The sequence below is a fragment of the Verrucomicrobiota bacterium genome (genome assembly GCA_016871495.1).
Classification (GTDB): domain Bacteria; phylum Verrucomicrobiota; class Verrucomicrobiia; order Limisphaerales; family VHDF01; genus VHDF01.
In genome coordinates this window covers 41666-54432 of sequence record VHDF01000028.1, presented here as the reverse complement: position 1 = coordinate 54432, position 12767 = coordinate 41666, and the positions used below count along the sequence as shown (strand labels likewise).

At 59.6% G+C, this 12767-nt stretch carries 10 protein-coding genes and 1 tRNA gene; 2 read left to right on the top strand and 9 right to left on the bottom strand.

Features of this window, described 5'->3' with window-relative positions; genetic code table 11:
• Positions 1-16: 16 nt before the first annotated feature.
• The gene (locus tag FJ404_08500) at positions 17-718 is read right to left on the bottom strand and encodes a hypothetical protein (protein ID MBM3822906.1); all 702 of its coding nucleotides are present in this window, start codon (positions 716-718) and stop codon (positions 17-19) included.
• 134 nt (positions 719-852) lie between these two features.
• Between FJ404_08500 and FJ404_08495 the strand changes: the two genes are divergently transcribed.
• Positions 853-1863, top strand: coding sequence for an integron integrase (locus tag FJ404_08495; protein ID MBM3822905.1), 1011 nt, complete (start codon positions 853-855; stop codon positions 1861-1863).
• 496 nt (positions 1864-2359) lie between these two features.
• Here the strand turns inward: FJ404_08495 and FJ404_08490 are convergent.
• Positions 2360-2435: transfer RNA gene (locus FJ404_08490), tRNA-Ala, on the bottom strand.
• A 199-nt stretch (positions 2436-2634) separates the two neighbouring features.
• Positions 2635-3984, bottom strand: coding sequence for a sulfatase (locus tag FJ404_08485; GenBank protein MBM3822904.1), 1350 nt, complete (start codon positions 3982-3984; stop codon positions 2635-2637).
• Positions 3985-4233: 249 nt separating this feature from the next.
• Between FJ404_08485 and FJ404_08480 the strand changes: the two genes are divergently transcribed.
• Complete coding sequence (locus FJ404_08480) at positions 4234-5343, top strand: low specificity L-threonine aldolase (GenBank protein MBM3822903.1); 1110 nt, start codon at positions 4234-4236, stop codon at positions 5341-5343.
• 546 nt (positions 5344-5889) lie between these two features.
• Here FJ404_08480 and FJ404_08475 read toward each other — a convergent pair.
• The 6 genes from FJ404_08475 to FJ404_08450 form a co-directional block, all read right to left on the bottom strand.
• Entirely contained in the window at positions 5890-6588 is a 699-nt protein-coding gene (locus FJ404_08475) for an ABC transporter ATP-binding protein (protein ID MBM3822902.1), read from the bottom strand.
• Positions 6581-7852, bottom strand: a complete 1272-nt coding sequence (locus FJ404_08470; GenBank protein ID MBM3822901.1) for an ABC transporter permease — start codon at positions 7850-7852, stop codon at positions 6581-6583. The genes FJ404_08475 and FJ404_08470 overlap by 8 nt, the downstream gene beginning before the upstream one ends.
• Before the next feature lie 16 nt (positions 7853-7868).
• A complete protein-coding gene (locus tag FJ404_08465) occupies positions 7869-8741 on the bottom strand; it encodes a histone deacetylase (protein ID MBM3822900.1) in 873 nt (290 codons plus the stop codon).
• Positions 8738-9844 (bottom strand): DUF1624 domain-containing protein, encoded by a 1107-nt coding sequence (locus FJ404_08460; protein MBM3822899.1) that lies wholly within the window; start codon positions 9842-9844, stop codon positions 8738-8740. Before FJ404_08460 ends, FJ404_08465 begins: the two co-directional genes overlap by 4 nt.
• Before the next feature lie 86 nt (positions 9845-9930).
• On the bottom strand, positions 9931-10896 hold the full coding sequence (trpS, locus tag FJ404_08455) for a tryptophan--tRNA ligase (protein ID MBM3822898.1): 966 nt from the start codon (positions 10894-10896) through the stop codon (positions 9931-9933).
• A 121-nt stretch (positions 10897-11017) separates the two neighbouring features.
• Positions 11018-12463, bottom strand: coding sequence for a DUF1501 domain-containing protein (locus tag FJ404_08450; protein ID MBM3822897.1), 1446 nt, complete (start codon positions 12461-12463; stop codon positions 11018-11020).
• Positions 12464-12767 lie beyond the last annotated feature (304 nt).

The window sequence follows — 12767 nt, the reverse complement described above, 5'->3', positions numbered from 1 at the left end:
GATCCGGCTAAATGGATTAGGCGGCATGGATTGTGGCTTCTGGGTAAAGCAGCCTCTTCCGGAACGGGACGAGATCTGGAATCTGGGCTGGTGTGTCTGTTTGCAAATGGTCGAGCATCTGAAGCACGCACCAAGTAACAATCGGCGTGTCAATTTCGTCCGTGGCATCATCGAGATGCCCGAGAACTGCTCGCATTGCGCCGTGCGTGAACTGGCAGTAAGTGCGATACGCACTCTCATAGTTTTCGACGAATCCAGCGGCGTCAGCCGCGTCGCGAACAGTGAGTCGCTTGCAGTCGACGAGACAGTTGGGGCAATTCGTCTGGAACGTACGCTTCAGTTCTTCCAAGGCCTTGTCGGCCTGGTTCCTGCCGATGTCATCCGTCGCAAACATCTTCTTATCCTCCTCCCACTCAGAATAGGCCTTGCGAAACAGGAGGCTTGGATTCTTTATCACAGCTATCCCTGCAAAGGTCGCTTCGAGTGCTGGGCGAACTAAGAGCTTCGAGGCGGCAACTCGGCATGAATCTCGAAGCCACAGGTATCCCTCAGCAGCGCGATTCACATGGACCGCCGCCCATCCCAGATACGCTGCTTCGGCGGTTGCCGGCGTTTTACCACCCAACGAGTTTAGGGCGTCGGCGAGAAGTTGCTGAGCTTCTCTCAAGAGTTCCAAATGCCGCAGTTCGTCTGGTCCGTGGACTGGTTTAGTGCTCATAGCTGGCACGACGCACGATGTGGCCTAACTATAACTGGACTGCCTAATAGCTGTCTTTAAAGACAGCATACTCGTAGAATATTCTTGCCTTGCTGCTTGTCCAGGAGAAACTTGCGTTCAGGAGGTGGTTCTGTATGCAAGATACAAAGGCTGCAACGGAGCGGTTGGGACGATTCATTCCCAACCCCAAATCCAGGCTTCTGGATCAGGTGCGCGAGGTCGCCCGCCTGAAGCACTACTCATTCCGCACGGAGGAGACTTATGTTCAATGGATTAAGCGATTCATCTTTTTCCACGGCAAACGGCATCCCCGTGAAATGGGGGCTCTGGAAATCGAAGCGTTTCTTACGGATCTCGCCGTTCGGGGCAAAGTCGCAGCTTCCACTCAGAACCAGGCGTTCAGTGCGTTGTTGTTTCTTTATCAACAGGTTCTGCACCAAGAGCCGGGTCCCATCGACGCAGCCCGCGCGAACAGGCCGAAAAGGCTGCCCGTAGTTTTAACAGTGGAAGAGGTTCGAAGACTGCTTGCCGCGATGAAGCCAGGAACATTGCATCTGATGACTCGGCTGCTCTACGGCGCAGGCTTGCGGCTGATGGAATGTACGCGGTTGCGGGTCAAGGACATCCTCCTTGAGCAGAATCAAATCCTTGTACGTGACGGCAAAGGATTCAAGGACAGGGTCACAATGCTACCGCTTTCGACAAAAACGGATTTGGAGAACCATCTGCGACGAGTGCGAACGCTGCACGAGCAGGAGTTGGCCTCCGGTCAAGGTGAGGTCGAACTGCCCTACGCGCTGGCCAGGAAGTATCCGAATGCGGCGAGACAATGGGGGTGGCAATATGTGTTTCCCGCCTCGCATCCCAGCCGAGATCCACGGAGCAATCAGATTCGGCGCCATCATGTGCATGAGACGGCGCTTCAACGAGCGGTGAAGGAGGCGGTTCGTGCGGCTCAGATCCATCAGCCAGCCTCGTGCCACAGCCTGAGACATTCGTTTGCCACGCATCTCCTGGAAGCTGGATACGATATTCGGACGGTGCAGGAATTGCTTGGGCACAAGGATGTCTCGACGACACAGATTTACACCCATGTGATGACAAAGCCAGGATTGGGGGTCAAAAGTCCGCTGGATGCCGGGTAATTCGATTTTTGTTCCAGTCTCATCGGTCAAATCATGTCGTGATGCTGTCCACGATGAAGCGCCGTGAACGGCGCGGTCCGGGGATTGCGGTTGCACGCCTGGGGGAATTGCGGGGCGATAGGCCTGGCACCGCCTCGCAGGCTGGGCAGCCTGCGGCACAGCAGACAGGGCTGTCTGCGTTACGGGGGAAGCCTGGAGCGTCATTCGAGACGGGTTGGGAATTCACGCGGATGGGTTGTCCACGTTGAGGCGCCGTGAACGGCGCGGTCCGAAGTCCATCCAAGGCGACAAAGGGAACAAATCCGGGTGCTGAATGTGGTCACGGAGGATTCGCGCTACCGCTGCGCCTTGTCCACGGCACTGAATTGCGGATGATGGAAGGAATCCGTTCGAACCGCCCGGCTTCCCAGACCGGCCACGCCACACAGCTTGCAGCATTCGTTCGCCACGCACCGGCTGCTGAATGGCGACGACCTCCGGAAACCATTTCTCGGACTGGTGGAGCCGACAGGATTCGAACCTGCGACCTTCTCATTGCGAACGAGACGCTCTACCAACTGAGCTACGACCCCAACCCTGTTGCCTGGCCCTTCTCTTTCACCTGGAAGACCACGCGCAACGAAGGAAATATTCAAGACTCCAAACCCAATCTCAAGTGATTTCCACATGAAATCTCACCCCCACGACACGGAGGGGAAGATCAGGCGGCCGGAAACCTCCTTGTGAACCGTGCGGAGATCCTCACGTGCCCCCACCACCAAGACGGGGAAGTCACGGTGCAGTTCGTTGCCGTGAGGGATCCCACCACGCATCGACGGCTCGAAGGAGGCGATCAAGGCGGCGAGGCTCTACCGGAGCAAGATTCACCAGCTCATGCGGATCCTTCGTCACATGATAAAGCTGCACCGAATCGCCCGGTTCGCGCGCCGCATGGGGAACAATGATCTTCCATTCCCCCACCACCCCCCAACGCCAGCGCAGACTCGACACAGGCGATTCAAGAACGACGGCATCATGAGTGAAGCAAGCGCCAAAGGCAGCATTGCGCCCGCCCAACGCGCGCGCGTCACGCAAGTCGATCCCCGCCACCCCTGAATGCACTGGCAGGCCGCATGCCGCCATCACCGTCGGGGCAATGTCCACCGAACTCACCGGAACATCCCAACGCGACGGCTCGATCCGTCCCGGCCAGCTCAGGAGTATCGGGGTGCGCAGTCCCCCGTCGTAGGGCGATTGTTTCGACCGGGGAGCGAAGCGCGGTCGGTCCGGGTGCTGGATCCAGCCATTGTCGGTCATGTAAACCACCAGTGTGTCCTGCGTGAGTCGTTCACGATCCAGATGGGCGAGAAGTTGTCCCACGGTTTCATCGAACCATTCGATCATGGCCCAATAACGCGCCACGTGAGGGGATGGCGTTAAAGGCAAATACCGCGCGAGCAGACGATCCGGAGGCGTGTGCGGATCATGCGGAAGCATGGGAGCATACCAAAGGAAGAACGGTGCCCCTTCCTTCTTGGACTCGGTAATGAACTCGAACACAGGAACCATAGTATGGCGGCCAATTTTCAATCCTTCATCGCCGTGGCGTCCGCCTTGGAACTCATCTCCCCGGGTCATCCCATGAGTAAAACCGCCCCGGCTGAAGTGGCCTTGCCACCATTTTCCGGCCTGGAAGCTGCGATAACCCGCGGCCACCAATTGTTTGGGCAGCGTGGGTTGCGATTCCAAGGCGTTGTTCATCCACTTTCGACCTTGAACGAATTCCGGGGACTTCCAACGCTGGGCACCGGCGAGTCCCGGAGGCAGAGGTGGATCATTGCTCACGATGCCATGTTGGTGGGGATAACGTCCTGTCAGAATCGAGGCCAGGCTCGGGCAACAAAGGCTGGACGGCACATAACCCCGGCGGAACACCCGGCTCCGGCCGGCAAGCCGGTCCAGGTGCGGCGTACGCACAGCGGGGTGGCCCATAAATCCGTAGTCCGTCCATGCCTGGTCATCGGAAATAATCAACACCACGTTCGGGCGCGCATCCGCCGCGGCGGATTCGAGCCAGGCGCTGGCAAGGCAAATCCAACCCCATTGGACCAGAACAGCAAGGTGCCGGGAACCTCGAGTCATGGGAGCATTCTCAATCAGTACCCGGGAAGTGTCACCATGAAGTTCGATCATGCCCCCAACCATCCGGTGCATCCCGATGTTGCCGGCGATGCAGGTAGGGCGCGTCCGTCCCGGCGCGCCGCCGGAGCATGATGTTTTGCATCCAGTGGGCGGCGGGCTGGGACAGGCCCGCCCTACCAACAACCTCGGCATACACGGCCAGCCATCCGCGACTGGACTTGGAGATTGTCGAAACTTCATGATGCGCGGGTGAGCGAGATCACGCGCGACAGCAGGCCTGAACGAAAACGTCACTTTGCCAGCGACAATTACGCGGGCGTGTGCCCCGAAGCCTGGGAAGCGATGCAGGAGGCAAATGCGGGCCACGCCGTGAGTTACGGCGACGACCCCTGGACCCAGCAAGCCGCGGACCTCATCCGGGACACGTTCGAAACTCAATGCGAAGTGTTCTTCGTCTTCAATGGAACGGCAGCTAATTCACTGTCCATGGCTTCCATGTGCCAGTCTTATCACAGCATTCTATGCCATGAAACCGCGCACGTGGAAACCGACGAATGCGGCGCCCCCGAGTTCTTTTCCAACGGCACCAAGATTCTCCAAGTGCCGGGTCCGGCGGGAAAGATCGATCCGGCCGGGGTTGAACGGATGGTGTTGAAGCGAAGCGATATTCACTATCCGAAACCCCGGGTGGTCAGTGTCACCCAGGCCACGGAGCTGGGGACCGTGTACACGCCTGACGAATTGAAAGCCATTTGGTCGAAAGCGAAGGGATTCGGACTCGGTTTTCACATGGACGGCGCGCGCTTTGCCAACGCGGTGGCCTCGCTGGCAGTGAAGCCCAAGGAAATCACCTGGCAGGCGGGAATTGACGTCTTGTGTTTCGGCGGCACGAAGAACGGAACGCAGGTTGGTGAGGCCGTGGTGTTTTTCAATCGAGACCTGGCCCGGGAATTCGATTATCGATGCAAGCAGGCGGGGCAATTGTGCTCCAAAATGCGATTCTTGTCGGCCCCTTGGGTGGGATTGCTTCGGGATGGAGCTTGGTTGAAACACGCCGCCCGCGCAAACGCGATGGCCACGCTGTTGAAAGACAAATTGTCCGCCATTCCCGGAGTCAAACTCCTCTTCCCAGTCCAGGCCAATGCGGTATTCGCGGAACTGCCCCCGAACGTTATCCACGCGTTGCGGCAGCAGGGGTGGAAATTCTACACCTTTATCGGCCCGGGCGGATGCCGGCTCATGTGCGCTTGGGATACCTTGGAAGCGGATGTCGAAGCCTTCGCCGCGGACGTGAACCGATTCATGAAAGAGGCGCCGCCCATTGTGCCGATGACCTCCGTGAACCATCGCAAACTTTGATCCTTCCGACTAACTTGATGCTGAAGTTACTCACCATTCCACACCCCGGCCCGGCGGAGTTTATTTGCTTACAACGGCAATTGCCCTTCATGAAACTTCGCAAGGTCCAGACGATAAAGCCTTTCCGGATCACTCACCAGATCCATCAAGGATAGGCCTCGTTCTTTGTCGTGTTTTCTCAATGGGCCACGGAATCCCGCCTTCAATCCCAAAGGGATTGTGTCCTCCAGCCCGAGGTTGCGAGGAACGAGCTACCTTGGGTTGCCGTTTGGAATTCAATTCAACCGCAACGCGGTTGTGGCTTTACCACGCCAAACGGAAATAGGATTTCGTCACAACCCCGTTGGGGTTGGTTTCCATTGGCGGACTGTGACCCAAGGTAGCTCGTCCCTCGCAACCTTGGGCTTCGAGACGGAATCCCGTTGGGATTCCTAGCGGGACGCGTTTGAGTTGCGTTTCGTCGATTGGGACGGGATGAACTCCCGAAGTGCTGCTTCCTGATCAATCTCTAAAGCAGCCTCAACGCCGCGATCCTTCGTTCGATCATCAAACCACGACGCCGTCCCCCAGTTCGATTTGCCGGGGGGCTCGCGAGGCCACCCGCTCGTCATGGGTCGCAATCACCAACGTTCCGCCTTCCTCACGCTGCAATTGTATCAGGAGCTCGATAATCTCCGCCCCCGTCCTGGAATCCAGATTCCCGGTCGGTTCATCCGCGAGCAGGAGCTTCGGACGGTTGATGAGGGCACGCGCGATCGCCACCCGCTGCTGCTCGCCGCCGGACAACTCCAAAGGACGATGGTCCAACCTTCCGCGCAATCCTACTTTGTCCAGCAAGGAGACCGCGCGGGTCGATGCCTCCGAGGCGTCCACTCGTGCCAGCCGAGCGGGCAGGCAGACGTTTTCCAGAGCGTCGAGCTCCGGCAGCAAACAGTAGGCTTGAAACACAAAACCGACTCGCGCGTTGCGGAAGGCGGAAAGTGCCCCGCCTGACAGGGTGGAAAGCTCGGCGCCCTCCACAAAAATGCGGCCGGAATCGGCCCGATCCAGTCCTCCCATGAGATGCAGAAGCGTGCTTTTTCCCGCGCCACTGGCTCCCCGGAGCGCCACAAACTCACCCGCGGCAATGACGAGGTCGATCCCGCGCAGCACGGGCACCACCCTCGCTCCGAGCCGGTAGGATTTCGTCACTGAAACGACCTCAACCGACTTCTCCCTCGGCGTGGTCTTCGCTTCCTCATTCATGGCGCAAGGCCTCCACGGGATGAAGCCGCGACGCGTTCCACGCCGGCAGCAAACCCGCCAACACGCAGATGATGAGCGATCCCAGGCAGATGGCCGCGATGTCCGATGGCACGAAAAGGGCCGGCAGTTTCGAAAAGCTATAAATGCGGGCCGGAAAAAGTTCGAAGCCTGTGACTTGACGCATGAACACGAGAAACTCGTTCCGATACTGCACCCCCAGCCAGCCCAAGCCCAAGCCCGCCACCACGCCCAGGGTTCCCACGAGCACGCTCTGGCTCAAGAAAAGCCACAAGACCTGCCACCGCGTGGCCCCCAGCGCCTTCAGAACGCCGATCTCACGCGTCTTTTGCACCACGAACGTGATCAGCACGCTCGTGATTCCAAACGCCGCCACAATCATGATGAAAAACAGGATGTAGAACATGACGTTCTTTTCGACGACCAGCGCGTCCAGCAGATGGCCGTTCTCGTCCATCCAAGTGACGATCTCGAAGGCCGATCCCAACGTTTGCTCCAATTCCTGTCGCACCCGTTCGACCTGTTCCGGTTCCTTGACGTTGACGAGTAGACCGTGCGCGTCCGCGCCCAGGCCGTACAAGTCCTGCGCGCTCCCCATTGAAGTGGCCACGTACAGCTCATTATACTCGAAATGGCCGATGTCGAAAATCCCGCGCACTTCAAAATCGTCCGGCAACACCACCTCCTCCATGCCCCGCTGCGCGCCATCCTTCATCGCCTTCAAATTCCGAATCGAATAAATGGAAATCGAATCGCCGACCTGCAGGTGCAATTTGCGCGCCAATTCCACGCCGAGGACGACACCATTGCCGCGCACGTCGAATTGACCCGCCACCATCGAATCGGGGATTCGACTGACGCGTCGTTCGGACACCGGATCCACTCCCCGCACGACGGGAGCCAGGACCCGCGAGGTTCCATCGCCGGAATGGGCCTCCAGGAACACCTGCCCCATCACGAACGGAGAAACGCCCGTGACGCTGGGGTGGGCGGATACCTTCTCCGCGACCTGCCGCGGAGTTTTCAAGGTGCCCTGGGAGGACATCACTTTGAGGTGAGAATTGAACCCCAAAATCTTGTCCTTCATCTCACGATCGAATCCGCTCATCACACTGATGACGATGATGAGCACGGCCACGCCCAGGGTCACGCCAATGACGGAAAGTAGGGTGATCACCGAGACGAAAGTCCGCTTCGGCCGCAGATAGCGAAAGGCCAGAAAGAGCTCAAAAGGGAGGCGCGACATGGGATCGGGGCGGCCGCTATTGACCCGTCACGCCCTTGAGATAGGCCAGAATCAACTCCGGTAGTTCAACACTGTAACCACCCTCCAGGAGGCTCAGAAAAGGAACGCCCCCGCGGCGAAGCTGTTCGCCCATCCACTGAAAATCCTCTGCCTCCAGAGTCTCTTGCGCCAGGGGATCCCGGGCGAACGCGTCGAACCCCGCCGAAACGCAGATCAACTGCGGTTGGCCGGCCATCATTGCGTCGAGGGCTCGCCGCAGCACCTCGCGATATTTCGGCGCCGGCGTGCGGGGCGCGACGGGGAAATTAAAGCAATTCTTGCCGCGATGTTCCGTGCCGGTTCCGGGATAGCACGGATGCTGGTGGACGGAGAAAAAGCGCGCGCCGGGATGATCCAGGAGAATGGCCTCCGTGCCGTTGCCGTGATGAACGTCAAAATCGAAGACGGCCACTCGATCCATTCCCTTGGCGAGAGCCTCCAAGGCCGTCACCGCCACGGCATTGTAGTAGCAGAACCCCATGGCCCGGTCTCGCAGGGCGTGGTGGCCGGGGGGGCGCATCAAGCTGAACGAGGCTTCGCCCCGGCGGGCAAGTTCCAGAGCTTTCAAAGCCGCCCCCACCGAACGTTCCGCGTGCTCGCCGATATCCGGCGACGCCGGGGTGTCCCCATCGAAATCTCCCGCTGCATGCCGGATCACCTTCAAATGCCCTTCGCTGTGCGCTCGCAGAAGGCTCGATTCCACCACGGACGCGGGGCTTTCCCACACGATGGGGATGTCGCTTTGGGCTTTCAACTTTTCGACCGTGCGCGAAACCCGCGCGGGGCGTTCCGGATGCCCTCGGAAGTGGTAACCGGCGCAGCGCGCGTCATGGATGACATGCAGTTTCATAGATAGCTGAACCAAGCCGATTTCGATTTCGCCTTGACCCGGGCGTACCAAGCGCACACCGGATACAAGAGCAGCATCACCGCAATCCAAATCAGGTAAACCCAAGGAAGGGGAAACCCGAATCCCGGCCGTTCACCACCCGCCCCCAGCAGCGACTTTAGCGCGGATTCCTGCCCGTGAAGCATCGCCGCACCGATCGCGATCAAGTGGATGAGAGGCAAATGGAGGAGATAGTAGAACAGCGGCACTCTTCCGAAAACCAGCACAGGCTTGGCCCAAGCGCCGAGCGGACGATCGATGCATCCCATCAAGAGCCAGGCCGGTCCGAGCGTCATGGCGAGATAGAGCAAGGAGGGTGGATACTTGCTGCAGTTCAAGAAGGACATCAGGGTCGTCATCGCGTCCCTTTGTGAACTCCAGCGGGAAGGATCGCCATAGACATTCCAGGCGCGCAAGATCACGAAGCCCAGGAGGATGGCCGCACCGCCCCGGAACAAGAACTGCCTTCGACGCGGGGAATCCCAGGCGAAAATCGAACCGAACGCATACCCGGCCGCCATGACCCCGATCCAGGGGATGAGCGGGTAACTCGCCGCGAACTTTCCACCCCAGGGGGTGTCGAACAAACCGCCCTCATGCAGGACTTTCCACAACCATCCGGCGGAGCCCCAAGCATCCGATTTCACGCCATCCAGCGTGTGATGGAGCACGATCATGGCCAGCCCGAATCCCCCGACAACCCGGGTGGGTAAAAAAATCAAGCAACTCAGGAAAACCATGGACCAGCCAATCGCCCAGATGACGGCGCCCGCGTTGAATTCGTGAAAGCGAAACTCCCATCGCCATCCGAATCGCACGAGCGTGAGTTCCAGGAACACCAGCCACAGGCCGCGCGTCCAGAGGAACTGGCAAAGTTCCGCCTTGGTGCGGCGAGTGCCCGCAAACCAGGCGCTGGTTCCGGCGAGAAAGATGAACACCGGAGCGCAAAAATGCGTGATCCATCTCGTGAAAAACAGCGCCGGCCAGGTCCGCGAAACATCCACCGGATCGACTCCCGCGTTGCTCAGAAATCCACGCACGTGATCCAGCGCCATGATGATCATCACGGCGCCACGAAGGAAATCGGCGGATTCCACGCGCAGTTTCGCGGTGGCGGGGGCTGGAGCCGAAGGGGTCGTAGTCACAGGGTTCAGTCGATGCCGCAGGCGAGACGAGCCCGGGCGAGCACGTTACGGGCGATCCCGCGAGCCCGCTGCGCTCCGTCCCGCAGCACAGATTCCACGAAAGCGGGATCCGCCGCGAGTTCCGCGCGTTTGGCCCGGGCAGACGCGAATACGTTCCAGCAATGCTCGAACAACGTCTTCTTCAAATCGCCATAGCCCAACCCGCCCGTCCGCAAGCGGTCCTCGACCTCCCGCGAAACCTCGGGGGGTGCCACGAGTTTGAGCAACTGGATGGCAATGTTCTTGCCGGCGTCGGGCTTGGGTTCCGCGGGAGAGCGACTGTCCATCACCAAACTCATGATTTTCTTCCGCAAGGTCTTTTCCTCCCCGAAGAGTTCAATGGTGTTGCCATAGCTCTTGCTCATTTTTTGACCGTCGGTGCCGGGCACCACCGCCACTTCCTCCCGAATGCGGGGTTCGGGGAGGACAAAAGTCGGGCCGTAGAGTTCGTTGAATTTGATGGCGATATCGCGCGTGACTTCCACGTGTTGTTTCTGATCCCGGCCCACCGGCACCACATTCGAATCGTAAAGCAGGATGTCCGCGGCCATCAGCACGGGATACGCAAAAAGGCCGTGATTGGGGGAGATCCCCTTCGCCAGCTTGTCCTTGTAGCTGTGGCACCGCTCCAGCAATCCCATGGGCGTGAGGGTGGTGAGGAGCCAGGTCAATTCCGTCACTTCCGGAACATCGCTCTGCCGAAAAAACACCGCCCGCTTCGGATCGAGTCCGCAGGCTAAAAAATCCAGGGCCACGTCCAGGGTGTGGCGCCGCCGTTCGGCGGGATCGAACAGCGAGGTCATCGAGTGATAATTCGCGATGAAGTAATACGCTTCCCCCTGCTCCACCAGATCGATGGCGGGACGCATCATGCCGAAGTAATTCCCCAAATGCAGCGCACCCGAGGGTTGAATGCCCGAAAGAATCCGCATGCGCGAAAGCCTACGAACCAAGTCCGCCGTGGCAAGACCACACTGGGGTCGGCTCGAGGAAACGATGATTCCCCTTCGTGCACGCTTCCCAAGTCCGTCGTCCGCCCATGCCGACTCCACCTTACGCCAGGATATCCTTCAGCACATTTCCGGAAACATCGGTGAGGCGGAAGTCACGTCCCTGGTAGCGGAAGGTCAGCCGTGTGTGTTCGATGCCGAGGAGCCGCAGCATGGTCGCGTGAAGGTCATGAACGCTGACCGGATTTTCCACCGCCGCGTAGCCCAGTTCGTCGGTTCCTCCATACGCCATCCCCCCGCGAATGCCGCCTCCGGCCAGCCACATCGAAAAACCTTTGATGTGGTGATCGCGCCCCTTTCCTTGAGCCATCGGAGTGCGCCCGAATTCGCCACCCCAGACCACCAGGGTCTCGTCCAACATGCCCCGCTGCTTGAGATCCAGCAGCAGGGCGGCTGAGGCGCGGTCCACTTCCTCCGCCTTGAGTGGCACGTCTTTCTTGACGTCGTCGTGATGGTCCCAATCGCGGTGGTAGAGCTGAATGAATCGCACCCCGCGCTCGGCCAACCTCCGCGCGAGCAGGCAGTTCGAAGCGAAGCTGCCATCCCCCGGCTTGGCACCGTAAAGGTCCAACACATGTTGAGGCTCGCCCGAAAAGTCCACCAAGCTCGGGACGCTCGCCTGCATCTTGAAGGCCATTTCGTATTGGGCGATTCGCGTCAAGATCTCGGGATCCTGCCAGTCCTCGTGTCTGGCGACGTTCAACTCTCGCACCGACTCCACCAAGCGCTTCTGGCTTTCCTGGTCGACCCCGGGCGGGCGATCCAAATAAAGGACGGGCTCGCCTTTGGATTGAAGCCGCACTCCCTGGAAACGGCTGGGCAGGAAACCGCTGTGCCATTGTCTCGCCGCGATGGGCTGCATTTGACCTCCCTTGCCTGCCGATTGCAGCACGACGTAGCCCGGCAGATCCTCGGCCTCGGAACCCAGCCCGTACAACAGCCATGAGCCCATGCTGGGACGTCCGGCAATGATCGAGCCGGTGTTCATGAACATGTGGGCGGGGTCATGATTGATCTGTTCGGTGTGCAGGGACCGGATCAAGCAGATTTCGTCCATGACCGCGCCCGTGCGGGGGAACAGTTCCGAGATCTCGATGCCGGCCTGGCCATACCGTTTGAATTCCGTTTGCGGGGCCAGACATTTCAACTCACGCCCTTGCAGTTGGGCAATCTGCTGCCCCTTGGTCATCGACTCCGGCATCGCCTTCCCGTCCAGTTCCTTCAACTTGGGCTTGGGATCGAAGGTTTCCAGGTGGGAGGGGCCGCCGGCCTGATAGAGGTAAATAATGCGCTTGGCCTTGGCTCGAAAAGGCAGAGCCCCCAGGACCCCGCGCCAAGATTCGCCACGTGCGAGACGTTCGGCCCCGCGCACCAAACCGGGCTCAAGCAGGGAGCCCAAGGCCATGGCGCCCAAGCCTGCGGCCGAGCGGGAGAGGAAATGACGCCGCGTCCGGCCCAGGATGGCTCCTCCTTCTTCCGTGTGTTTCATGGAATGAAATCCAAACCCAACCCGCCCCGAACTTCAAACATCAAAAGTCCCGTCCACTCTCTCCGGCGGATCCGCACGTTGTCGGGGCGCGCTGTTCACGGCGCTTCCGCTCGCGCCAATGGGCCGCGGCGATCTCCTCCCGCTCCATGGCCCGCCCTGGGTGAATGCTTTCGCCCTGTCAGCACCCTTGCCCGTTGAAGCTGCCAACCCCCATTGAAGACACACCTTGAAGCGGAGTGAAGGCCGCTCCGTAAAGCTGCCTCGCGCATCACCGACAACATCGGGATACACGGCCGCCCCGAAT